General features: G+C 68.6%; 25 protein-coding genes. 19 read left to right on the plus strand and 6 right to left on the minus strand.

Going from position 1 to position 22,366, the window contains the following annotated elements; genetic code table 11:
- The 18 genes from VNN10_02695 to VNN10_02780 form a co-directional block, all read left to right on the plus strand.
- Window positions 1–310, plus strand: a 310-nt coding sequence (locus tag VNN10_02695) for a hypothetical protein (GenBank protein ID HXH20910.1), incomplete at its 5' end; no start/stop codon positions are given.
- A gap of 53 nt (window positions 311–363) precedes the next feature.
- Entirely contained in the window at window positions 364–831 is a 468-nt protein-coding gene (locus tag VNN10_02700) for a hypothetical protein (protein HXH20911.1), read from the plus strand.
- 236 nt (window positions 832–1,067) lie between these two features.
- Complete coding sequence (locus tag VNN10_02705; protein HXH20912.1) at window positions 1,068–3,305, plus strand: sodium-translocating pyrophosphatase; 2,238 nt, start codon at window positions 1,068–1,070, stop codon at window positions 3,303–3,305.
- Between the two features lie 192 nt (window positions 3,306–3,497).
- Window positions 3,498–4,901 carry a CoA transferase gene (locus VNN10_02710; protein ID HXH20913.1) on the plus strand — a complete coding sequence of 468 codons (1,404 nt, stop codon included), beginning with the start codon at window positions 3,498–3,500 and terminating at the stop codon, window positions 4,899–4,901.
- A 101-nt stretch (window positions 4,902–5,002) separates the two neighbouring features.
- Window positions 5,003–5,662: a helix-turn-helix domain-containing protein gene (locus VNN10_02715; protein HXH20914.1), complete on the plus strand. Its 660-nt coding sequence runs from the start codon at window positions 5,003–5,005 to the stop codon at window positions 5,660–5,662.
- Entirely contained in the window at window positions 5,662–5,916 is a 255-nt protein-coding gene (locus VNN10_02720; protein HXH20915.1) for a hypothetical protein, read from the plus strand. The genes VNN10_02715 and VNN10_02720 overlap by 1 nt, the downstream gene beginning before the upstream one ends.
- A gap of 332 nt (window positions 5,917–6,248) precedes the next feature.
- Window positions 6,249–6,491, plus strand: a complete 243-nt coding sequence (locus VNN10_02725) for a helix-turn-helix domain-containing protein (GenBank protein HXH20916.1) — start codon at window positions 6,249–6,251, stop codon at window positions 6,489–6,491.
- Window positions 6,488–7,474 carry an aldo/keto reductase gene (locus VNN10_02730; GenBank protein HXH20917.1) on the plus strand — a complete coding sequence of 329 codons (987 nt, stop codon included), beginning with the start codon at window positions 6,488–6,490 and terminating at the stop codon, window positions 7,472–7,474. Before VNN10_02725 ends, VNN10_02730 begins: the two co-directional genes overlap by 4 nt.
- The gene (locus VNN10_02735) at window positions 7,471–8,634 is read left to right on the plus strand and encodes an Lrp/AsnC family transcriptional regulator (protein HXH20918.1); all 1,164 of its coding nucleotides are present in this window, start codon (window positions 7,471–7,473) and stop codon (window positions 8,632–8,634) included. The genes VNN10_02730 and VNN10_02735 overlap by 4 nt, the downstream gene beginning before the upstream one ends.
- Window positions 8,612–9,361, plus strand: coding sequence for a chlorite dismutase family protein (locus VNN10_02740; protein ID HXH20919.1), 750 nt, complete (start codon window positions 8,612–8,614; stop codon window positions 9,359–9,361). Before VNN10_02735 ends, VNN10_02740 begins: the two co-directional genes overlap by 23 nt.
- An 81-nt stretch (window positions 9,362–9,442) precedes the next feature.
- The gene (locus tag VNN10_02745) at window positions 9,443–10,144 is read left to right on the plus strand and encodes a bifunctional precorrin-2 dehydrogenase/sirohydrochlorin ferrochelatase (protein ID HXH20920.1); all 702 of its coding nucleotides are present in this window, start codon (window positions 9,443–9,445) and stop codon (window positions 10,142–10,144) included.
- A complete protein-coding gene (gene hemA / locus VNN10_02750; GenBank protein HXH20921.1) occupies window positions 10,141–11,400 on the plus strand; it encodes a glutamyl-tRNA reductase in 1,260 nt (419 codons plus the stop codon). Before VNN10_02745 ends, hemA begins: the two co-directional genes overlap by 4 nt.
- Before the next feature lie 46 nt (window positions 11,401–11,446).
- Window positions 11,447–11,977, plus strand: coding sequence for an NUDIX hydrolase (locus VNN10_02755; GenBank protein ID HXH20922.1), 531 nt, complete (start codon window positions 11,447–11,449; stop codon window positions 11,975–11,977).
- Window positions 11,978–11,988: 11 nt separating this feature from the next.
- On the plus strand, window positions 11,989–12,882 hold the full coding sequence (locus tag VNN10_02760; GenBank protein ID HXH20923.1) for an HAD family hydrolase: 894 nt from the start codon (window positions 11,989–11,991) through the stop codon (window positions 12,880–12,882).
- A gap of 55 nt (window positions 12,883–12,937) precedes the next feature.
- Window positions 12,938–14,233, plus strand: a complete 1,296-nt coding sequence (gene hemL / locus VNN10_02765) for a glutamate-1-semialdehyde 2,1-aminomutase (protein ID HXH20924.1) — start codon at window positions 12,938–12,940, stop codon at window positions 14,231–14,233.
- A 120-nt stretch (window positions 14,234–14,353) separates the two neighbouring features.
- A complete protein-coding gene (locus VNN10_02770) occupies window positions 14,354–15,121 on the plus strand; it encodes an NAD-dependent deacylase (GenBank protein HXH20925.1) in 768 nt (255 codons plus the stop codon).
- Window positions 15,122–15,131: 10 nt separating this feature from the next.
- Window positions 15,132–15,764 carry a DUF1028 domain-containing protein gene (locus VNN10_02775; protein HXH20926.1) on the plus strand — a complete coding sequence of 211 codons (633 nt, stop codon included), beginning with the start codon at window positions 15,132–15,134 and terminating at the stop codon, window positions 15,762–15,764.
- Window positions 15,765–15,775: 11 nt separating this feature from the next.
- A complete protein-coding gene (locus tag VNN10_02780) occupies window positions 15,776–16,138 on the plus strand; it encodes a cupin domain-containing protein (protein ID HXH20927.1) in 363 nt (120 codons plus the stop codon).
- A 7-nt stretch (window positions 16,139–16,145) separates the two neighbouring features.
- On the opposite strand, the gene VNN10_02785 is transcribed toward VNN10_02780, so the two are convergent.
- From VNN10_02785 to VNN10_02810, 6 genes are read right to left on the minus strand one after another with little or no spacing between them, the layout of a single operon-like run.
- A complete protein-coding gene (locus VNN10_02785) occupies window positions 16,146–17,387 on the minus strand; it encodes an MFS transporter (GenBank protein HXH20928.1) in 1,242 nt (413 codons plus the stop codon).
- Complete coding sequence (locus VNN10_02790; protein HXH20929.1) at window positions 17,384–17,929, minus strand: hypothetical protein; 546 nt, start codon at window positions 17,927–17,929, stop codon at window positions 17,384–17,386. The genes VNN10_02785 and VNN10_02790 overlap by 4 nt, the downstream gene beginning before the upstream one ends.
- 6 nt (window positions 17,930–17,935) lie before the next feature.
- Complete coding sequence (coaD, locus tag VNN10_02795; protein ID HXH20930.1) at window positions 17,936–18,424, minus strand: pantetheine-phosphate adenylyltransferase; 489 nt, start codon at window positions 18,422–18,424, stop codon at window positions 17,936–17,938.
- A 10-nt stretch (window positions 18,425–18,434) separates the two neighbouring features.
- Window positions 18,435–18,980, minus strand: a complete 546-nt coding sequence (gene rsmD, locus VNN10_02800) for a 16S rRNA (guanine(966)-N(2))-methyltransferase RsmD (protein HXH20931.1) — start codon at window positions 18,978–18,980, stop codon at window positions 18,435–18,437.
- Entirely contained in the window at window positions 18,980–20,707 is a 1,728-nt protein-coding gene (locus VNN10_02805; protein ID HXH20932.1) for a hypothetical protein, read from the minus strand. Before VNN10_02805 ends, rsmD begins: the two co-directional genes overlap by 1 nt.
- Entirely contained in the window at window positions 20,704–21,834 is a 1,131-nt protein-coding gene (locus VNN10_02810; GenBank protein ID HXH20933.1) for a trypsin-like peptidase domain-containing protein, read from the minus strand. Before VNN10_02810 ends, VNN10_02805 begins: the two co-directional genes overlap by 4 nt.
- Before the next feature lie 220 nt (window positions 21,835–22,054).
- On the opposite strand from VNN10_02810, the gene rpsF reads away from it, so the two are divergent.
- Window positions 22,055–22,351, plus strand: a complete 297-nt coding sequence (gene rpsF, locus VNN10_02815) for a 30S ribosomal protein S6 (GenBank protein HXH20934.1) — start codon at window positions 22,055–22,057, stop codon at window positions 22,349–22,351.
- The last annotated feature ends 15 nt before the right edge of the window (window positions 22,352–22,366 follow it).

A 22,366-nucleotide genomic window follows, 5' to 3' on the forward strand; every position in this document is an offset into this window, starting at 1 on the left:
AGCGTTCACCACCGCCGCGATCGTCCGCGAGGTTGCCGAGGAGGAGATCGAGTTCACGGACGACGACCTGGAACCCGAGCAGGTCGACGACCTTGACCACGAGTTCGACCAGTCTGATCTTCGGCCGGCCCTGGCACGCCCCGAGAACGCCGACCTGGCCGCTTCGGCAAGGGCTGCAACTCATCTGGCCGAGAATGCGGTCCGGGCGCTCATGTGCAGGCCGCGCCTGACTCGCCAGGCTTTCGCCACCCTGTACCTACCCTTTGCCGCGTTCATCCCGGTGGAGAGCCTGGAGCCAGGGCTGGCCTGACCGCGCCCAGAGCGATACATACCCGAGCCCCGGAGCGTTGTAGATATAGGGCCATGCTTCGAAGTCTCCTGGTCCTCGCGCTCCTGCTCTTGCCGGCGTCCGGCTGCGCCGGCCAGGACCGCGGCGTCCTCCTCGAGTGGGACGCGGACGGCACCTCGGTCCAGATCTCGGACGAGAGCGCCGGCGCGCCGCCGCTGAGGACCGTCGTTTACGTCACCAACAACACCGACGTCGTCATCCGCAACGCCACCATCAAGCTCAGGGATGAGGGCGCAGAGCTTGCGGCCGGTCTCAACGTCGGCACCGTCACCAGCGTCTCGACGCAGTTCGAAGGCAAGAGCCGCGTCTGGCGTCTGGGGGACCTCGAGGCCGGCAAGCGTTACGGGCTCCCCATCGGCCTCTGGCTCTCCAGTGCCTACCTCAGCGCCGCGCCCGACCGCCTCGTCCTCTCCGTCGAGCTGATAAGCCCGGACCTGGCCCAGCCCCTGCGCAGCGAGCTCGCCCTCAGCGTCCGGAAGTGAGATGGACGCCGGCGCGCCGCGTTCGCGCAGCTTCGTCGATAGCGCCTTCCGTCGTATCGCCGGGCACCGTCCTGGCGCCAGGGATTCTGCCTGCGGTGGCCCATACCGCTCACGCGCTTGAACCAAGTACGCCGTTTCAGTAGATTCCCCCTAGTCCCTCGCCGGGAGGGCACGCCCGCGTCCGCGGGCTCCTGACGTTAGTTCGCACTGCTTCTTGTAGCGCAGGGAGGTCGGTAATGGATCTTGTGTGGCTCATCCCCGTCGCGGGGGCGGCCGCGGTGCTTTACGCCTTGTGGCTTGCCCAGGACGTGCTGCGGCGCGACGCGGGTACGCCAGCGATGCAGGAGATCGGCGGCATGATTTTCGAGGGGGCAATGGCCTTCCTCAACCGCCAGTACCGCACCATCGCCATCTTCGCCGTGCTCACCGCTGTCGCCATCGGCCTGATCGTCGGCGCCATCTCCGAAGGGGTGAAGGACATCATCCTCGAGGGCGGTGAGGTCAACTACGGCGAGGTCGAGGTCGGCCAGTGGACCGAGGGCCTGCTTACGAGCATCTCCTTCCTCGTTGGCGCTTTCTGTTCGGGTCTCGCCGGTTACATCGGCATGTTCATCGCTGTACGCTCGAACGTCCGCACGGCCGCGGCCGCCCAGCGCAGCCTCAAGGACGCCGTCACGGTCTCGCTTCGTGGCGGCGCCGTTTCGGGCTTCCTGGTCGTCGCGCTCAGCCTGATCGGCGTTTCCACCCTGTTCGCCGTATTCACCGAAGTCCTCGGCTATCCCGAGGCGATCACGCCGTTCCTGATGGTCGGGTTCGGTTTTGGCGCTAGTTTTGTCGCCCTTTTCGCGCAGCTGGGCGGCGGTATCTACACGAAGGCGGCCGACGTCGGCGCTGACCTCGTCGGCAAGGTCGAGGCCGGCATCCCCGAAGACGACCCGCGCAACGCCGCCGTCGTCGCTGACCTCGTGGGCGACAACGTCGGTGACTGCGCCGGCCGTGGCGCCGACCTCTTCGAGTCCATGTCGGCCGAGAACATCGGCGCAATGATCCTCGGAGTCGCCATCTACACGGTGACCCGTGACCTGGAGTGGATACTCTTCCCGCTGGTGCTGCGCTCCTTCGGCGTTTTCGCGACCATCATCGGCCTCAGTGCGGTGCCCCTCTTCACGAAGAGTGACGGCAACCAGGACCCGATGACGCCACTGAACTTCGGCTACTACGTGGTCTCCGTCCTCTCGGTCATCGGGTTGGCGATTACCACCAATGTCCTGCTCGGTGACGCCTGGTACTGGTTCTTCTTCTGCGGCCTCATCGGGATCGCGACTGGCATTGGCTTCGTTTACATAACGCAGTACTACACGGCAGGCACCTGGCGGCCGGTGAAGGAGATCGCGGAGGCTTCCCGAACGGGCCCTGCGACGAACATCATCATCGGCACCGCCGTCGGCTTCGAGACCACGGCGGCCACCGCCATCGTCATCGGCGGCGCCCTGGTGGCGTCGTTCCTGCTCGGCTCGAACGCCGACATTGCCGGCGTAGAGCCCTTCACGACCGGGATCTTCGGCACCGCCGTGGCCACGATGGGCATGCTGATGTCGGCGGCCTATATCCTGGCGATGGACACCTTCGGCCCGATCACCGACAACGCCGGCGGCATCACCGAGTTCTCAGGCGCTCCCGAGAGCGCGCGCCACATCACTGACGCGCTGGACGCCGTCGGCAACACGACCAAGGCCCTCACCAAGGGCTACGCCGTCGCGTCTGCCGGCCTGGCCGCCTTCCTGCTCTTCAGCGCTTACCTGGACAAGGTGAAGGAGCGCCTGGAGATCCCGCTTACGGCAGAGCTGCCCATCGACCTTTCGAACGTCGACGTGTTCGTGGGGGCGCTCCTGGGCGTGATGCTGGTGTTCCTGTTCAGTTCGCTCGCCATCCGCTCGGTCGGTAAGGTCGGCGGCGCGATCATCGAAGAGGTGCGGCGGCAGTTCCGCGAAGACCCCGGTATCATGGCCGGCACGTCCCGCCCGGACTACGCCCGCGCCGTCGACATCACGGCGAAGGCTGCCCTCCGGGCGATGGTCGCCCCCGGCCTCCTGGCCGTGGGCATGCCGGTAGCCGTCGGACTGGTGTTCCGCTTCGTGGTCGCTGACCTGCACGTCGGCGAGGCCGAGAACTCGGGCTGGCTCGCCGTTGCCGGCCTCCTGATCGTGGGCACCATCGGCGGGATCATCCTCGCCACGTTCCTGAACAACGGCGGCGGCGCCTGGGACAACGCCAAGAAGTACATCGAAGCCGGGGAGCTCAGGGACGCCTCCGGGGCCGTCATCGGCAAGGGCACCCCGACACACGCGGCCGCGGTCGTCGGCGACACGGTCGGCGACCCCTTCAAGGACACCGCCGGGCCGTCCCTGCACGTGCTCGTCAAGCTCCTGAGCACTATTACGCTGGTGCTGGCGCCGCTGTTCATCGCGACGTAGGCCGGAGGCGCTTTCGGGGACCAGCGACCTGGGGGCCAGGCTGGTCCCTGCTCTTTCACCCGTGCCCCGCGGACGGGAGCACCTTCGCTGCCGGTAGCCAGCCGGAGTAGCTCCCTGGCCACACGCCGTGGGGCGCGAGGCGCATGGTTGCGCCCGCCCCGAAGGACGGGGGCAGCGGACTACAATCGCTGCATGAAGACCGCAGCCGACGCCCTGCGCGAGATCGATGCGGCTGTTTCTGCCGGCCTGCCTCTGGAGGACGCGACTTTCTCCGGGGAGGAGCCCGTCCTGCCCTCGAGGTTCGCCCTGGCGACCGCGGGCGCTGCGGCCATTGCTGCAAGCGGCCTGGCCGCGGCAGCCCTGTGGCGCGAGCGCACCGGCCAGGGCCAGCAGGTATCGGTCGACCTCCGTCACGCCGCCGCCGCCCTGCGCAGCTCTTCCTACCTGCGCATCGACGGACGGCCTCCCGGAAGCCCCTGGGCGCCGATCTCCGGCTTCTACAGGACACGCGACGAGCGCTGGGTCCAGTTCCACTGCAACTACCCGCATCACCGCGACGGCGTGCTCGAGCTCCTGCGCTGCGAGAACGACCCGGAAGCGGTCCAGGCTGCCGCCCGGCGTTGGGACGCTCAACCTCTCGAAGACGCGCTTGCCGCCAACGGGATGTGCGCCGGCATCGTCCGCGCCCGCGCCGAGTGGGAGGCGCATCCTCAGGGCATCGCCGTGTCCCGCCTGCCGCTGATGGAAGTGCTGCGCATCGGCGACAGCCCGCCGGAACCCCTCCCGGAGGCGGCGAGGCCGCTGTCCGGCGTGCGCGTCCTGGACCTCACTCGAGTCCTCGCCGGCCCCACCGGCGCCCGGACCCTCGCCGAGCACGGCGCCGACGTGCTCCGCATCACCGCCGCGCACCTGCCCGCCCAGCCAGAGGTGGATGCTGACACCGGGCACGGCAAGCTGAGCGCGCGCCTGGACCTGCGCCAGCCGGGCGACCACGAGCGCCTGCTCTCGCTCGTGCGCGAGGGCGACGTGTTTGTCCAGTCCTATCGGCCTGGCGCTCTCGCCGGGCGCGGCCTGTCGCCGGATGCCCTGGCCGCCCTTCGCCCCGGGATCGTCTACGTGACGCTGGCTGCCTACGGCCATGAGGGGCCCTGGCGAGACCGCCGCGGCTTCGACAGCCTCGTGCAGTCTGTGAGCGGCTTCGTCAGCGAGCACAGTCTCGGTGGCCGCGTCTCCGGCGCCGCTGCTCCGCGGCACCTGCCGGCGCAGGCCATCGATTACGTATCCGGCTACTTGATGGCCTTCGGCGCCATGGTCGGGCTCCTCCAGCGGGCGCGCGAGGGCGGCAGCTACCTGGTGCGTGTCTCCCTTGCCCAGACCGGCCACTGGATCTGGGGACTTGGCTCCGCGGAGGACGAGCCTGCAGCGGCTTCCGGACTGTCCGAGGCGGATGTCGGCGCGCTCCTCGGCGAGTCGCTGTCGCCACTCGGCCGGCTTACCTTCATCCGGCCGGTGGTCGGCATGTCCGTGACCGAGCCAAGGTGGGACCGGCCCTCGGTGCCGCTCGACTACCACCCGCCGCAGTGGCCGCCAAGGTGACCACTGGGCGCATCCGCCGGAACCGGGCGTTTGACAGTCTCCAGGAGCGCGCATACGATTCTGATTGGCCGGCGGATCTGAGTTTGAACGGGGAAACACTGGTGACCGCGAACACCCGACACTCGGGCCTCATGGAAGGCGAGGAATCGAGGTGGGTGACGCTCGGGCGTGCCTGCGAGATACTCGGTGTCGATGAATCGACTCTGAGGCGCTGGGCGGACGCCGGCCGCCTGCGTGTGTATCGCACCCCGGGCGGGCACCGCCGCTTCTCCCTGGGTAACCTCCAGGAATTGCTGTCCGGCGATGGTGGCGGCCGCGCGCAGATCGGCCGAATGGCTTTCGCCAAGATCCGCCAGGAACTGCGCCGCGCGCGGCAGCAGGAGGGCGGTTGGTACGCCAGCCTCTCGGAATCCGACCGGCAGCGCTTCCGGGACCTCGGCCGCCGCCTCGTCGAGATGGTGGGCGAATACATGGACAAGCGCACCAGACAGCCGAGGCTGCTGGAAGAAGCGCACGAGATAGGCCTGGCCTATGGCCGCATCCTCATAGGCGCCGGGCTCCGGCTCCCGAACGCCGTCGAGGCCTACATCGGTTTCCGCAAGACCATGGACGAGACGACGCGCCAGGCCTCCACCCGCGAGGCCCTCCCGATGGAGGAGGCGCTGGACGCCTGCGGCCAGGTACACGCCCTCGGCGACCAGGTGCTTCTCGGCATCGCGGCCGCCTACGAGTTGCTGGCAACGCCCGGCGGAAAAGCCTGATGCCGGAACGGCGCAAGCCCACCCGCAAGCCGCTCGGTTTCTTCGACGCCCGCGACCGCATGGCGCACCTGAACAACGCCTACCGCGTCCAGGGTGGGCGCCCGCTCGACCCCATGTCCCAGCGCTTTCAGCGCGAACTCGCCGAAGTGGACTCTCCCGAGCCCGGCGAGGAACTCCAGGACGCCGAGCTCAGCGATGGCGAGCGCCGCCAGGCCATGGAGCGCGAGCGCCTCCGCCGCGAGCGCAGGGGCTAGCATCCTCTCTCGAGGCCAGCGTTATCGAGTCAGGCCGGCAGCTTCGGGTCGAGCGCATGGCGCACTTTGCCTCCGCGGGGCCCTGCCCATAGGCCGCCGTAGCACAGGCTCCTGACGCGACGCGGCGCCGCTCCTCGCCCGGATGGCGGCCTGCGTGATGCCCCAGGCCAGGTCTCGCCAGGTCCGGCGCCAACATCCGGACGGGTTTTTTCGGGCGTGAGTCCGGGAAAGCTCAGGAAACCTGTAAGAACTTGTCTAGAACCAGAGGATGGGTTCCCCTAGATTCTACTCAATACGTTTCTGATGTGAGTAGATTTAGGGAGCTTCTAGCTTTGGGCAACCGTGTCTGGGTCTCGATCGGCGAAGCGGCCCGCTTGATCGGAGTCAGCGAACCCACCCTGCGTAAGTGGACCGACTCGGGCCGCATTGCCGTGTTCAGGACCCCCGGCGGGCATCGGCGCTACCTCCGCTCGGAGATCGAGGCCTTTCGCCGGTCGCGTGACCAGTCGCTCATCGAGGAAGCCGAGGCCGGCGCGCCGCTGACTCACGGCTCCAGGGATGGCTTTCGCCGGTGAAGTACCGCAGCCTGGGCACGACCGGCATTGCCGTCTCCGAAGTTGGCTTCGGCGTCTGGACGCTCTCGACCGGTTGGTGGGGAGAGCACCAGCGCGATGAGGCCGTGCGACTCTTACGCCTGGCCTACGACCTGGGCATCACGTTCTTCGACACGGCCGACGTGTACGGCGGCGGCTACGGCGAGACCCTGCTCGCCGAAGCGCTCGGCGACAAGCGTTCAACCTGCGTGTTCGCCACGAAGGTAGGCTACGACTGGTACCACCACAGGCGGGAGTCCGGCCAGCGAGAGCACCCGCAGGACTTCTCGCCCGGCTTCATCCGCTTCGCCGTCGAGCGCAGCCTCGAGCGGCTCGGCACGGACTACATCGACTGGCTGCAACTCCACAACCCTCGCATGGAGGCGATCGGCGACGAAGCCCTGCGGGCCGAGATTGAGGCCCTGCGCCGGGAGGGCAAAGTGCGTGCCTGGGGCGTGGCCCTCGGCCCCGCCATTGGCTGGCGCGATGAGGGCCTGGCCGCAATCCGGGAGGCCCGCGTGCCGGCCATGCAGATCATCCATAACCTCCTGGAGCAGGACCCGGGCCGGGACTTCATCGCCGCCGCGCGGGGAACGGGGGCCGGGTTCGTGGCCCGGGTGCCGCATTCGTCGGGGCTTCTCGAGGGCCACTACACGGCCGAAACGACTTTCCCCCCGGGCGACCACCGCAATCACAGGCCGCGTCAGTGGCTGCTCGATGGCCTGCGCAAGGTCGACCAGCTCCGTTTCCTGGAGACGCAGGACCGTACGCTGGGCCAGGCCGCCATCCAGTGGCTCCTTTCGGAGCCGCTGATGGCTTCGGTCCTGCCCAACATCTACGGCGAGGAGCAACTGCGTGAGTTCGCCGCGGCTCCCGAGTCGCCGCCGCTCACGGCGGACGAACTCGCACGCACGCACGCCCTCTACGAGTCGAACTTTGGCCTGCCGGCGCCCATGAAGGCATGACGGTCACAGGCGTACCGGCAGGCATCAGCGACCCGGTGAACAAGGCGATCCTGGCCGTGTCCGAGGACCGCCTGCAGGGCTTTCAACCCGACCCGTTCGGCGAGATCGCGGAGCGCTGCGGCCTCCCCGTCGCGCTCGTAATCGAGCGCGTGCGGGCCATGCTCGAAGCCGGGACCATCAGGCGCGTCCGCCAGACGCTGCTTTCGACGAACATCGCGGAGGGTGCGCTCGTCGCGTGGAGGGTCGAGCCGGCACGCCTGGATGGCGCCTTCGACTTCATGTTCCGGGACGACCCCTTTTCGGGACATGTAGTTGTCCGCTCCACGGACGCCGCGACGGCCGGCTCCGCCTATCGCCTCTGGACGACCGTCAAGGTGCCGCAGGGGTTCTCGCTCGCCAGGCATTGCGCCTACCTGGCACGCCGCGCCGGCGCGGAGGCCTATCGCATCATGCCGGCGCGGTGTTTGTTCGCCCTCGGCGTCGGCCACGTCCGCCGGCGCGGCATGCAACCCGGCGCCCGGGCCGCTGAGCCGGCCGACATCCTGCCGGTCGCTCGCGTGCGGCTGAGTGAACTCGAGTGGCGCGTGCTCGGCGCCCTGAAGCGCGAGTTCGAGCCGGGCGAACTTCGCCGCGATCTCTGGCAGGCGCGGGCAGCGGAAGCCGGCTTGCCGGTCAGTGCTTTCGTCGAAGTCGCGCGCTCGCTCGAAGGGCGGAAGCTCATCGGCCGTTTCTCGACCTTCCTGGAGCACGTAAAGGAGCACGCCGACGGCGAGCGCGTTACTCGCTACAATGCGCTCTTCCATTGGGCCGTCCCGCCCGGCCGGGAGATCGACGCCGGGCGCGAAGTCGGCCGGCACCTGATCGTGACGCATGCCTACTGGCGGGAGGCGGGCCCGGAGTTCGGCAACGTGAACATCATGGCCGTTGTGCACGGGGTGGACAAAGCAGAGGTGCTGGCCCATAAGGCGGCTATCGACGCTCACCTCCGCGCGGCCGGAATCGAGGCCGCCTACTCGAACGTCTTCTGGGGCGGCCGCAGCGAGATCAAGCCTTCGGAGATCATGCCCTCCGCCTACGCAGAATGGTGCAGACGCGAGGGCATCGATCCGGATGAGATGCGGGAGGAGGCACCGGAGGATGACGCGGACCGTACTTCGTGAGGCGATAGACGTGCCGAAGCAGAACGGCCAGCAGGCCGTCCACTTCGGCTTCTACAAGATCGACCAGGCGTGGTGGGACCTGCCGCCGCGGCGGCGCGCGGAGCTCGGCGGCGAGCTGCTGCGGCTGGTCGAGCGCTGGTCGGAGCGGCTGCTGCTCGTCACGTACAGTCTGGCCGGCATCCGCGCGGACTGCGACCTCATGTTCTGGAAGGCCGCGGACAGCGTCGACGACATCCACGAGATGGGCGTCGAGGTCGCCCGCTCCGGCCCCGGCCGCTACCTGCGCCCGGCGCACGCCTTCCTGTCGCTGACCAAGCGCTCCATTTACGTCCGCCAGCACCGGCATGAAGGCCAGGACGGCGACCGCACGAAGATTGCGCCCGTGGGGGCAAAGTACCTCTTCGTCTACCCGTTCGTTAAGACGCGCGCCTGGTACGCGCTTCCCCTCGAGCGGCGGCAGGCGATGATGAATGAGCACATCCGCGTCGGCCACAAGTACCCTCGGGTGAAGCTCAACACCACCTACTCCTTCGGCCTGGACGACCAGGAGTTCGTCGTGGCCTTCGAGACCGACCATCCTTCGGACTTCCTCGACCTCGTGATGGAGCTACGGGAAACCGAAGCGACCCAGTACACGCAGCGGGACACTCCGATCTTCACTTGTATCCGGGTCGAGGGCCCGGACCTGTTGCGGACGCTCGGCGTGGAAGTTACGCAGGAGGCATGATGGGCAACGCGGCGGACTGCCGCTCCGCGCCCCGTTGTGCGCGCGCCGCCATGCGCTACGCTGTATTCCTGAGGTTTCGAGTTGGCTTATTACCCGATCTTCGTTGACATGACAGACAAGCGCGTGCTCGTCGTGGGCGGCGGGCATGTGGCGGAGGAGAAGGTGGCGGGCCTGCTGCGCGCCGACGCCGCCGGCCGCATCACGGTCGTCGCCCCCAAGCTCCGGCCCTCGCTGCAACGCCTTCTCGCCGAAGGCAAGATCGACCTCATTCAAAGGGACTACCGCGAAGGCGACATGGAGGGCTTCGACTTCGTCATGGTCGCCACCGACGACGGCCGCGTGAACGCCGAGATCGCCGCCGAAGGCAGGCGCCGGCGCATCTGGGTCAACGCCGCGGACGACCCGAAGAACTGCGACTTCATCCTGCCCGCGGTCGTCCGCCAGGGGCAGATCGTGGTCGCCGCTTCGACGGGAGGCGCCAGTCCGGCCCTGGCCCGCCGCCTGCGCGAAGAGCTCACGGACTTCCTGTCCGAGGACTTCGCCGCACTCGCCGACCTCCTGGGCGAGGTGCGGACTGAACTGCGGCGCAAGGGCGTCACGCCGGACGCCGAGACATGGCAGCGGGCGATCGACGGCCAGCTGCGCGCCCTCCTGGCCCAGCGCCGCTGGGGTCAGGCGAAGGCGAGGCTGGTCCGCGCCCTCGGCGTCGCCGACGTGATCCCCGTGGGCATCGAGTACGAAGACGAGCGCGCGCCGAAGGTGGAGGCCGCGCCCCCGCCATGAATATCGCGGTCATCGGCCTCAGTCATCAGACGGCGCCGGTCGAGCTGCGCGAGCTGCTTGCCTTCACGCCCGAAGAGCTGCCGGACGCGCTGCGGCTGCCAGAACCCTGGTTCGATGGAGCAGCGATCCTCTCCACGTGCAACCGCACGGAACTGTACATAACCGCCAGCGAGAAACCCGACCGGCCGCGCATGGCCGCGACCCTCGCCCAGGCGCGCGGCCAGCCCGTGCCGGAGGGGGCGCGCTTCTACCTCAAAGAAGGCATCGAGGCGGCGCGCCACCTCTTCCGGGTCGCGGCGGGCATAGAGTCCCTCGTCGTTGGTGAGTCCGAGATCCTGGGGCAGGTCAGGGCGGCCTTCGCCGCTGCTACGTCGGCGAGGACGAGCAGCCCGGTGCTGGCCCGGCTCTTCCACAGCGCCATCCGGGCCGGCCGCCGCGCCCGCAGCGAGACCGAGGTCGGGGCGCACGGGCTCTCCGTGAGCGCCACCGCTGTGGCCCTCGTCCGGCAGGCCCTTGGCGACCTGCGCCGGCGCACGGTGCTCGTCGTAGGGGCGGGGGACGCGGCCCGGCTGACCGCCCAGGCGCTGACGGCAGCCGGCGCCGGCCGCATCCTTGTCACCACCCGCACCTATGAGCGCGCCCGGGACATCGCGGCCGAGCTGGGCGCCTATGCCTACTCCTTCGAGCAGCTGCCTGCCCTGCTCTCCGAGGCGGACATCGTCATCTCGTCGACCTCTGCGCCCGGGCACGTGATCGAGCGCGCTCACGTCGAAGCGGCCATGAAGCGCCGCCGCCAGAGGCCGCTTGCCCTTGTCGACATCGCCGTGCCCAGGGACGTAGAGCCCGCCGCCGGCGAGATCCCCGGCGTCCGCCTCTTCGACATAGACGACCTTCAGGCCCAGGCAGAGGCCCACCGCGCCGCCCGCCAGGCGGAGGTCGCGGCCGTCGAGGCCATCGTCGAGGAGGAGGTCGCGCGCTTCGCGGAGTGGCTGCGCCAGAACGGCGCCGTCCCGACGATAGCGGTCCTCCGCCGGCGGGCAGAACGGGTGCGCCAGCTCGAGGTCGAACGCACTCTGGCGCGCTTGCCGGGGCTCACGCCCCGGGACCGCAAGCGCATCGAAGCGATGAGCAAAGCCATCGTCAAGCGCCTACTCCATGAACCCGTGACGCGGCTCAGGGAGGGCAGCTATGAACGCCACGTCCAGGCCCTGCGGGAGCTCTTTGGCCTGGAGGAGGATGACGGGGCCGCGCGGTGACGCGCCCGCAGCCCGGGGACGCCCGCCTTCGTATACTCGAACTAGGATGAAGTTCCTCTACTGCCCCCTCTGTGGACAGCCCACCACGTCGCGCGAGATCGGTGGCCGGGAGCGCGAGTACTGCGAGGCGTGCAAGCGCCCGTACTTCCTCAACCCGGTGGCCGCCGCCGCTGCCGTGATCCTCGAAGGTGACCGCATTTTGCTCTGCCGCCGCAACAGCAGCGTCTTCCGGGGCCGCTGGTCCATTCCCGCCGGCTTCTGTGAGGAGGACGAGACGATTGAGGAGTGCGCGGCGCGGGAGGCGAGGGAGGAACTGGGCCTGGAGGTAGAGGTCAGGGAACTCATCGACGCCAACAGCGGCTTCGAGGTCGAGGGCCGGCCTGTGGTCGGCGTCTATTACCGCGTCGAGCCGCGCGGCGGCAAGATAGAACCCGGAGACGACGTCGACGGGGCGCGCTTCTTCCCGCTGGACGATGTGCCGGACCTGCCCTTCGCCGGTGACCGGCGCGTCGTGCGCATCCTGCGGGAGCGGCTGCTCGGCGCGCGGGGCATCGCCGGCGGCGCTACGACGGGTTAAGCTTTGGCGGGATGAAGATCGAAGCCGTTGCCTTCGACTGCTATGGCACGATCGTCGATTTCAGCGACGACCACTTCGCGCGCGCCTATGAGGAGATCTGCCGCGAGCAGGGCATCGACATCGAGGGCAAGGTCTTCTACGAGAAGTGGATGGAGGTCTGGCGCCGTCTCGCCTCAGACGGCCGGACCTCGGACGCGGGCACCGTTGCGGTGACCCCAGTGGTCGCTGCCACGGCCGAGGCGCCGAACGCCCCCGGCCCCTTGAGCGAGGCGGAGGCCATCCCGCCCCATCCCGAACACCACACTCCCTCCGCCGGCCGGACGCGCACCCTGAACGGGCCCGTCCCGCCCTTCCGTCCCTACAGCGAGGAGTGGCCGGAGCACTTCGCCATCTGCTTCGAAGAGCTGGGCCTGAAGGGGGACCCGACGCGCGCGTATCAGCGTCTCGTCGAAATGCTTGGCAACGCTGAGGCCTTTCCCGAGGCGCGCGGCGTAGTCGAGGCCGTGAGCCGGCGCGTCCCAGTGGGCCTCCTCTCCAATGCCGACGACAACTTCCTGCGGCCTGCCCTCGCCCGGAACGGCTTCAGGTTCCCGGTCGTTGTTTCGTCGGAGTCGGCGCGGGCCTACAAGCCGCACGTCGCTATCTTCGAAGGCCTGAGCCGCGAGCTTGGCCTTCCCCCCGAAACGATACTCTACGTCGGCGACAGCCGCTTCGCCGACATCGCTGGCGCCAAGAACGCCGGCATGCTGGCCGCCTGGATAAACCGGAAGGGGCGCCGGCCGCTGGAGGCAGCCGGTCGGGCGGACGGCGAGACGCTGGCTCAGGGACAGCGGGCGCAGCGCGACCTCCCCCCGCCCGACTTCGAGATCGACACCCTGGAAGCGCTGCTGGAGATCGTGAGATAGCCGGACCCATGCGCGGCTGTAAGCGGCGAGGCGCGGCTTCGCGCCAGAGGCCTTCATGACCAGGCGCACCCAGCGCTCGCGCGCCGTCTTCGACCAGGCGCGACGCTTCCTGCCCGGCGGGGTGAATAGCCCCGTTCGCTCCTTCAGGGCCGTTGGCGGCGACCCCATCATCGCCGCCTCCGCCTCCGGCTCCCGCCTGGTGGATGCCGACGGAAACGAGTACATCGACTACTGCGGCTCCTGGGGCCCGCTCATCCTCGGCCACGCCGACCCCGAGGTAGTCGAGGCCATCGCCGAGGCTGCAGCGAAAGGGACGACCTACGGCATCGCGACCGAAGCCGAAGCCGAGCTCGCGCGCCTGGTCTGCGAGTCCGTACCCTCCATCGACATGGTGCGCCTCGTGAATTCGGGGACGGAGGCGACCATGTCGGCCTTGCGGCTGGCACGGGCTTACACAGGCAGGGACAAGGTCCTCAAGTTCGAGGGCTGCTATCACGGCCACGCCGACGGCCTTCTCGTACAGGCCGGCTCCGGCGTGGCGACCCTGTCGCTGCCTGACAGCCCCGGTGTGCCGCGCGCCTTCGCCGAACTCACGCTCGTCGCGCCATACAACGACCTGGGCGCGGTCGAGAGGATGTTCGACCGCCATGGCAGCGGCCTCGCCGCGGTCATCGTCGAGCCGGTCGCGGCCAACATGGGTGTGGTGCCGCCGGAGGACGGCTTCCTCGCCGGCTTGCGGCGGCTGTGCAGCGCTAACGGCACTCTTCTCGTCTTCGACGAGGTCGTGACGGGCTATCGCCTCGGCCCTGGCGGCTACCAGGAAGTCTGCGGCGTCATGCCGGACCTGACCTGCCTGGGGAAAGTGATCGGCGGCGGGCTGCCCGTCGGCGCCTACGGCGGACGGCGGGACATCATGGAAATGGTCGCCCCCGTCGGCCCTGTGTACCAGGCCGGCACCCTCTCCGGCAATCCGCTTGCCATGGCCGCCGGACTGGTCACGCTGCGGCGGCTACAGGCCCCCGGCTTTCATGAGACCCTGGAGAGGAGGACAGCCCGGCTTGCCGGCGGTCTCGACAAGGAAGCGCGCCGTGCGGAAGTGCCGCTAACGGTGAACCGCGTCGGCTCCATGTTGACGCCGTTCTTTACGCCCGGTCCTGTGCGCGACTACGCGACCGCGAAGTCCGCGGACACCGCGCGCTTCGCCGCAACCTTCCAGGCCCTCCTCGACCGCGGCATCTACTGGCCTCCGTCCCAGTTCGAGGCCGCCTTTGTCTCCGCCGCCCACACGGACGCGGACATCGACGCGACGGTCTCGGCCTTCGGGGAAGCGCTGCGCGCGGCGCGCCCCTGACCCCAGCGCGCACCCGTAGCTGTTCGTGCCGAGGCCCGGACGGAGACGGACGACTCGGCCAGGGCCGAGCCAATCCGGGCGAGGGCGGACGCGGCGACCGCTGGTATGATCGGCCCGGAGATGACGCCTGACCTGCAGCAGTCCATCCGCGAGGCGGCGCGCATCCTGCGCGAGTCCCGCTACGTGATCTCGCTCGTCGGCGCCGGCATTTCGGCAGAAAGCGGCATCCCCACCTTCCGCGGGCCCGGCGGCCTCTGGACGCGCATGGGCGAACCGCCGATGAACCAGTACGAGCAGTTCCTGCAGGACCCGAAGGGCTGGTGGCGCCGCCGCATGCAGGCGCAGGCGTCCGGCGAGATGTCTCACTGGGAGGACGCGAAGCCGAACCCGGCTCACTACGCGCTGGCCCGGCTCGAGGACATGGGCATCATGCGCCACGTAATCACCCAGAACATCGACAACTTGCACCAGGTCGCGGGCACCCGCAGCATCAGCGAGTTCCACGGCAACCGCTACAAGCTACGCTGCATCGGCTGCAACACCCGCTGGGACCGCGATGAACTCGAGGTCTCGCCCCATGAACCGCCCGACTGCCCCCATTGCGGCGCGCTCGTGAAGTCCGACACCGTCATGTTTGGCGAGCCGATCCCGCCGGACGCGATAAGCCGCTCCTTCGACGAGGCCGAAAAGGCGGACTGCTGCCTCGTGATTGGCACTTCGGCGGTCGTCTATCCGGCCGCGAACGTGCCGCTGATCGTGCGCCGCAACGGCGGCCGGCTGATCGAGGTCAATCCTCTCGAGACGGCCCTGAGCGGCGTCTGCGACGTGGCTCTGCGCGGCCCGGCAGGAGAAGTCCTGCCGGCTCTGGTCCGGGAACTGGAAGCCTGAGCCCGTCCCGATGACCTTCTCGATTGTCGCCAGGGATATGAGCACGGGCGCCTTTGGCGTTGCCGTCTCGACCGCCGTGCCCTGTGTCGGCGCCTTGTGCCCCCACGTGCGCCCCGGCGTCGGCGCGATTGCCACGCAGTCATACGTCAACGTGGCCCTGGGGACGGACGGGCTCGCGCTGCTGGCCATGGGCCTCAGCCCGGAGGCCGCCCTCAGGGCGCTGCTCAGCGAGGACGCCGAGGCGTCGCGGCGCCAGTGGGGCGGCGTCGACGCAAGAGGCCGGGTCTTTGCTTTCTCCGGCGACGATTGCGTGGAGTGGTTCGGGGCCTGGCCGGAGCCCGAACGGCAGTATTCGGTCCAGGGCAACATGCTCGTCGGCCCCGAGGTTGTGGAGGCGATGGCGAAGGCATACGAAGCCTCCCTGGCCGCCCCGCTGCCCGAGCGCCTGGTGCGGGCGCTCGAAGCCGGGCAGGCCGCCGGAGGCGACAAGCGCGGCCGCGTCTCCGCCGCGCTCCTCACGACGCCTCTCCCGGGAGAGGCGTACGGCTACGACATCCGGGTCGACGAGCACGCTGACCCCGTCCGAGAGCTGCGGCGGATATACGAGATCGTGAGCGCGCGCCGGGCCGAGGCCCGCCGATAACGGAGGAGAACATGCCTGGCATCTGGCGAATCGAGGATGTCGACCGTGAGAACCCGCTGCCGGCCGAGACGGGCTTCCGGAACACCTGGCTCGAACACACGCCGCACTCCAGCACCAACGTCACTCAGATCCGCGAGCGCGGTGGCGCAAGGCCGCACATTCATGAGCGGCACGACGAGATCATGTGCGTGGTACGTGGCGAAGGTGAATTCCGCCTTGGCGATGAGGTGCGTCAGGTGAAACCGGGTGACGTGATCGTTGCTCCCGCCGGTACCGTCCACGGGCCGACCGCCAACAGCCCTTACTTCGTGTTCCTCTCCGTCTTCGCCCCCGAGTTCGACCCGGCCAACCCGGACCGCGTCTTCGTCGAGTAGTCTCGCCTCAGGCGGCCGATCCTCGCGCCGGCGCCGTCCGCAGCGGTGGCGCGAGCATCAGTACGGCACAGGCGATGCCGCCGGCGGCGCCGAGGAAAAACGGCGTCCGCGGCGAAACGAGGTCCCAGAGCACGCCTGCGATGGCGCTCGAGGCCACGGTCGCGCCGCTGATGAGCGCGTGGTAGAGCCCCAGGAGCGTGGCCCTCTCCTCCGGCGGCGCCAGGTCGCTCACAAGGGACCGCGCCACTCCCTCGGTCGCCGCTACGTAGACGCCGTAGGCGGCGAAGAGAGGCCACATGGCGGCGCTGCCGTCGATCAGGGCGAAGCCCAGGTACACGAACCCGAACACCGCGAAGCCGAGCACGAGGAGTGGCCGCTTGCCGAGCCTGTCGGAGAGGTCGCCCAGGGGGTAGGCCAGGAGAGAGTAAAGCGTGTTGTAGAGGACGTAGGCCAGGACCACGGCCGTCAGGCTCATGCCCAGGTCGCGGCCGCGCAGGATTATGAAAGCGTCGCTCGAGTTCGTAAGCGCGAAGAGGACCGTGATAGCGAGCACGAACCAGAACTGCCGCGGCACCCTGTGCCTCGGGATGAACAGCGGCGCGCCGGTCCCGCCTGGCGGCAGGACTTCGCGGACGCGCAGGAACGGCAGCACGCTGAGGAACGCCGGGACAGCCGCGATGATGAACACCAGGCGCAGCCGCTCGCCGGCCAGGGCCACGAGGCCGAGGGCGAAAAGCGGCCCGATGACCGCGCCCGCCGTATCCATGGCCCGGTGAAATCCGAAGGCCCGCCCGGAATAGCCCTCGGAGGTCGAGTCGGCGATCAGCGCGTCGCGCGGCGACGTGCGGACGCCCTTGCCGACCCGGTCGACAAGGCGCGCCAGCAGCACCTGCGGCCAGACGAAAGAGAGGGCCAGGAGCAGCTTGCCGGTCGCGCTCAGGCCGTATCCCGCTACCACCAGCGGCTTTCGCCGGCCTACGCGGTCCGAGAACCAGCCCGAGAATAGCTTCAGGAAGCTCGCCGCCCCTTCGGCGATGCCCTCGATAACGCCAACGACGGGCACCGATGCGCCCAGCGTCATCGTCAGGAACACGGGGACGATGGGGTAGGCCATCTCGCTGGACACGTCCGCGACGAAGCTGACGAGGCCCAGCATGAGCACGTTGCGGCTGATGCCGCGGAGGCGGCGCCCGCGCACCTGCACCTCTTCGAGGCCGGGATCGTTGGCGCGGCGGGGCGGGGTGCTCACGGCTCGGGGGAGGCCCCTGCCCCCTCCGGTTCCTTCGCGGCCGAGAGCGACTCGATGCCGGCCCGGACTGTGCTCGTGAAGGCTTGTAACTGCGCCTCGAGACGCCGCAGCATCTCGAGCGCGTAGCGGTCGGCCTCGTCCATCTGGTTGGTCGCTGCCTGCTCCGCCTGCTGCATGCGCGCCCTGACCTGCTCGGCGGCATCGTCGAGGATCTCCTGGGCGCGCTCCTCGGCGCGGCGGATGATCTCCTGCGCCTGCGCCTCGGCCTGCTTCACGAGTTCGGATTCCTCGAGCTTCTCCTGGGCTTCGAGCTCGGCCCGGTGGATGATGCCCTCACCCTCGCGGCGCGCCTCCTCGAGGACCGCGTCCCGCTGCGCCGTCAGCTCGAGCGCCTCCTTGATCTCCCAGGGCACCGTCGACCGCATGTGGTCGATCAGTTCCAGGATCCGCCGGCGGTCGATCATGACGCTCTGGCCGATGGGCATGCGTTTCGCCTCGGCGACGAGCTCCTCCAGGCGATCGATGAGATGCAGTATGTCCACGCGGCCTCAGTTCTTCGCGGTCAGTTTCCTTTTGAGGGCTTCGTTGACGTGCGCGGGCACCAGGTCTGAGACGTCGTAGCCAAGGGCCGCTACCTCCCGGATGCGGCTGCCGCTGATGTAGAGGAACTCCAGGCGGGATAGCATGTAGATCGATTCGATTTCGGGCGCCATCTTGCGGTTCATCAGGGCCATGTCGAACTCGTAGTCGAAGTCCGTGCCGCCGCGCATGCTCCGGATGAGGACGTTGGCCCCTTCGCTCCGCGCGAAGTTGACCAGCAGGGTGCCGCCGAACTGCTTCACCTCGACGTGCTTCTGGTCCTTGATCGCCTCGCGGAACATCTCCACGCGTTCCTCGACCGTGAAGAGGGTGCCGCCCCGGTGCTCCGCGACCGCGACGATCACGTGGTCGAAAAGGGCGGCGGCCCTGCGCGCGATGTCCAGGTGTCCGTTCGTGACAGGATCGAACGTGCCGGCGTAGATCGCCTTGTGGCCCAACTGTTTCTCCTTACTGGTACAGGCTGACGGCGCTATCTCCATGGCGCCGCGTCAGCAACTTCTTCAGCCCCGCCAACCGCTCCGGCCACTCCCGCCGCTTTGCGTGCTCGACGGCGACAATGCCGCCGGGCAAGAGGAGTCCGCGCTCGATCAAGTCTGCGAGCTCGGACTCGGCCCGATCATACTCATAAGGGGGGTCAGCGACCACAAGCGTGTACGGCCCCTGCAGGCGGGCGGCCGCGCGCGCCACCGTTGCGCAGATCACGCGGCCGCGCTCGCTGTAGCCGGTCAGGCGCAGGTTCTCGCGTATGACCTCACAGGCACTCGCGTCCGCCTCCACGAAATCACATGAGCCGGCGCCGCGGCTGAGGGCCTCGATTCCCAGCGCTCCCGTGCCGGCGTACAGGTCAAGGACGCGCGTGAAGTCGGCCCCGTGGGCCTCCAGAATGGCGAAAAGGGCCTCGCGCAGGCGGTCAGATGTGGGCCGCGTCCCTCTGCCGGGGCTGGCCTTCAGCCTCCGTCCCCGGGCTTCTCCCGCGATTACCCTGATCGGCACTAGCGCGGCGGAGTTGGCGATGCCGCCGGTGCGGCGGTGCGCGTCGGCGTCGGCGAGGCTGGCGTGCTCGCGCCGCCCGGCCTCGGCGTCCCGGCGGCCGGAGTCGGGCCGGCGGCCGGGGCCCTTACGTCCAGCACGACCTTCTGGATCGCCCGCACCACGCCATCGCTAACGATTAACGAGACGTCGTAAACCCCGGCTTGAGGCGGCGCTTTCCAGACCACGTTGCCTTTCTGGCCTGGCTCGATGGTCCCCGCCTGGCTCTGCCACAGCGGCCGGAGGAGGACGCCGTTCGGCTGCGACAGCTTGACGGTGCCGTCCTCCACGTAGCTCACGAAGGGCTCCCAAAGGGACGCCGAGGCAGGGTCGAGGGCGACATCGTCGAGGTGGACGCCGCCGAGCCCGGAGCGGCGCGCAAAGTCCAGCTTGAAGGCGACGCTGAGGCTATTTTCGAACCAGACGGTGCGCTGACCGCCCACGCCGGGATAGGAGAAAGAGACGGCGAACGCCTGCTCGTCCCAGCGGATGCCGGTAGCGCCGTCGTCCTGGAAGATGTTCTTCCCGACGATGACCACCGAGGAACCGGGCGCGAGGGCCGCCGTGCGCACCTCGAGCGCGCTGGCGATCGAAAGCGCCTCACGCAGGCTGATGAGCCGCAGTCCGTTCGGGGCCTTCTCGCGGCTCGCCCGGCCGACGACCAGGCTGACCTTTCTCAAGTCCACGTTCGGCTTCAGGAAGGCGACGATTTCCTCCATGCGGCGGTAATAGATGCTGGGATCCAGCTCCGGTGCCAGCTTTACTTGGTCCGCCACGCGGCCGATCTCCTTCCAGTCGAAGGCGCCTGTATCCCAGTTGATCCCGGCCTTCACAGGCGGCGGCAACGTGATCGTCAGCAGGCGGTTGGAGGCGTGGAGACGGTCGGCCAGGACGTTGATGAAGGCCGTGAAGTCCGGCTTCCGCGCGGGGGCCACGCTGGGATAGTCGAGGTCGATGCCGGCGTAGCCGGGCTGCAAGGCGATCTGGAGAAGGGCGCTGATGTGCGCGTCTCGCAATTGGGGCGAGGCGAGGATCGTGTTCACGGCCTCGATCTCCCGCGGGGCAGTAGCGCGCACCGTTGGCAGGATTGCCTTCCCGGGCGCGCTCAAGACGCTCGCCGTGCCGGCTACCGTGCCGTCGGCTAGCGGGTAATAGTCGACGGGGTTTATGGCGGTCAGGACCTCGAGCGCCGCGGGGTCGACCTGCTGGCCGGGGAGCACCCAGCCGCTAACGTTCACGGAGCTGGCCGTCCGGCGCAGCACGGCGACGTTGGACGGCACCTCGCTCACCTGGCCCTTGGCCGCGGCGCCGTTGTTGACCAGCGTCGCCGAGGCGATGCGCTGCCATTTCCCGCCGCGATAGGTGTAGAGCCCGATGTTACGCCCGTCGGAGACGGGCTCTTCCAGGCTTACTGTCAGCTCGACAGGCCCCTGCTCCTGCGAAGCCTCCAGCGTGCGCAGGCGGCTGAGCGCCTCGTAGCCTTCGGGGACCTTGGGCAGGCGGGCGTTCGTCGATCCCGGCGCGGTGGGCGCCGCGGGCTGATTGCCGTCTCCGAACAGGGAGCCGCCGAACAGGACGAAGCCGAGCAGCAGCAGGCCAAGAGCGCCCATGGCCAGCAGGACGCCACGCGCAGTCCTGTCCCGGGCAGCGGACGACTCGAGAATCCGGTCGAATGGGCCCGGCTCGCTCAACGCTCGCCCACCTCCACGGTGACTTCCAGGGGCCTGCCGTCTCGCAGTAGTTGCAAGGCCACGCGGTCCCGCGGGTTGAAACGCGCCAGGGCGTTGAGGAACGGCAGGTCTTCGTTCAGCTCGAAGCGGCCCATGCGGAGGATGATGTCTCCCGGACGTATGCCCGCGGCCTGGGCCGGGCTGCCCTCGACCACCCTCCGCACGAGCGCGCCGCGGTCGACTCGCAAGTTCAGGTCAAAGGCGACATCGGAGTCCAGCTCCAGGTGTTCGATGCCCAAGTATGGCCGCGTGTACTTCCCGCGCTCGATGATCGACCTGACGATCGGCTCCATCGTGCGGCTGGATATCGCGAAGGCGATGCCGTAGACGTTCTCGGTCGCGCCGACGCGCCTGACGACGTTCGTCGTCAGGCCTACCATCTCGCCACTCGTTGTGATCAGGGGGCCTCCGGAGTTACCGGCGTTTATCGCCGCGTCCGTCTGGATCAGGTCTTCCATGAACACCTGCTCCCGCAAGTATCGCCGGCCGAGGCCGCTCACCACGCCAGTCGTCACGCTGTTGCGGAGTTCGAAAAGGGCGCTGCCGATGGCGATCACGGTCTGGCCCAGCTTGAGCCGGCTCGAGTCCCCGAACGGCAACACCTTGAGGTTGCCGGGTGGTATCTGGAGCACAGCCAGGTCGCTGAAGGGGGCATCGTCGGACACGAGCCGCGCCGGCCGCTCCTCGCCATTCAGGAACACCACACTCAACTGTCCCGGCTCGTGGATGACATGCTCATTCGTGACCACATACCCGCGCGCGTCGACTACGACGCCCGTGCCGACGCTCACGCTCTCGACCAGCCGCCCCTGTTCGTCCCGGCGCGGCGGCTTCTGATTTATGACCGTGACCACCGCCGGGCCAGCCGCCTCGACGGCTTGAGTGACGGCATCCTCTTCGCTCGTGATGACTCGCCGCTCGACCAGGCCGGGCGCGGCCGGCCCGGAGTCCTCGCCTTCGCCCCCGAAGAACAGGCTCACCATGGCGCCCGAGGCAGCGCCACCCGCGAACGCGGCGGCTACTACGACGGCTAGGTACCAGGCTGCCGGCGAGCGTCTGGCCGCCGGAGGCGAGGGTGCGGGGTCCATCCCAACTCCACTCATTGATAAGTTACCTTATCAATTGCCGCGGCATTGTAGCATGCGGCCGGGCCTGCTCCCAACCGAAAGTCGTTCGCGACTGGTGTTGATTGACTTTGTCGATAGCCGAAACCTAGAATATCCTGTCATCTCGAAGGCTACAGGGCCAATTCTTGGTCCCCGGCACTGCCACCGGAGCCGGGGCCGGTTTTTGATCCAGGAGTAACGTTTGGCGAAGGTACACGAATACGAGCTTGTGGTTATCCTCAGTCCGGAACTGACGGACGAAAGCCTCACATCCGGCATCGAAAGGGTGCAGGAGGCGATCTCCTCACGGGGTGGTGAGGTCATCGACGTGAGCACCTGGGGCCGCCGCCGGCTTGCCTACCCGATCAAGCGGCACCTGGAAGGCACCTACGTCGTAACGCAGTTGAAGATGGACCCCGCTCAGGTGAGAGACCTGGAGAACAGCTTGCGCATCTCAGAGGACGTGATCCGGCACCTCGTCGTGCGCAGGGACGAGTAAGCGGGGCCGGAAGTC

The sequence above is a fragment of the Dehalococcoidia bacterium genome (assembly GCA_035574915.1).
Taxonomy (GTDB): Bacteria; Chloroflexota; Dehalococcoidia; order DSTF01; family WHTK01; genus DATLYJ01.

Bases quoted from the DNA above. Each gene is read 5' to 3' on its own strand.
- VNN10_02700 (HXH20911.1), top strand. From the start codon at position 364: ATGCTTCGAAGTCTCCTGGTCCTCGCGCTCCTGCTCTTGCCGGCGTCC.
- VNN10_02705 (HXH20912.1), top strand. From the start codon at position 1,068: ATGGATCTTGTGTGGCTCATCCCCGTCGCGGGGGCGGCCGCGGTGCTT.
- VNN10_02755 (HXH20922.1), top strand. From the start codon at position 11,447: ATGAAGTTCCTCTACTGCCCCCTCTGTGGACAGCCCACCACGTCGCGC.
- VNN10_02740 (HXH20919.1), top strand. From the start codon at position 8,612: ATGACGCGGACCGTACTTCGTGAGGCGATAGACGTGCCGAAGCAGAAC.
- hemA (HXH20921.1), top strand. From the start codon at position 10,141: ATGAATATCGCGGTCATCGGCCTCAGTCATCAGACGGCGCCGGTCGAG.
- VNN10_02775 (HXH20926.1), top strand. From the start codon at position 15,132: ATGACCTTCTCGATTGTCGCCAGGGATATGAGCACGGGCGCCTTTGGC.
- VNN10_02810 (HXH20933.1), bottom strand. From the start codon at position 21,834: ATGGACCCCGCACCCTCGCCTCCGGCGGCCAGACGCTCGCCGGCAGCC.
- VNN10_02735 (HXH20918.1), top strand. From the start codon at position 7,471: ATGACGGTCACAGGCGTACCGGCAGGCATCAGCGACCCGGTGAACAAG.
- VNN10_02770 (HXH20925.1), top strand. From the start codon at position 14,354: ATGACGCCTGACCTGCAGCAGTCCATCCGCGAGGCGGCGCGCATCCTG.
- VNN10_02720 (HXH20915.1), top strand. From the start codon at position 5,662: ATGCCGGAACGGCGCAAGCCCACCCGCAAGCCGCTCGGTTTCTTCGAC.
- hemL (HXH20924.1), top strand. From the start codon at position 12,938: ATGACCAGGCGCACCCAGCGCTCGCGCGCCGTCTTCGACCAGGCGCGA.
- VNN10_02760 (HXH20923.1), top strand. From the start codon at position 11,989: ATGAAGATCGAAGCCGTTGCCTTCGACTGCTATGGCACGATCGTCGAT.
- VNN10_02710 (HXH20913.1), top strand. From the start codon at position 3,498: ATGAAGACCGCAGCCGACGCCCTGCGCGAGATCGATGCGGCTGTTTCT.
- VNN10_02780 (HXH20927.1), top strand. From the start codon at position 15,776: ATGCCTGGCATCTGGCGAATCGAGGATGTCGACCGTGAGAACCCGCTG.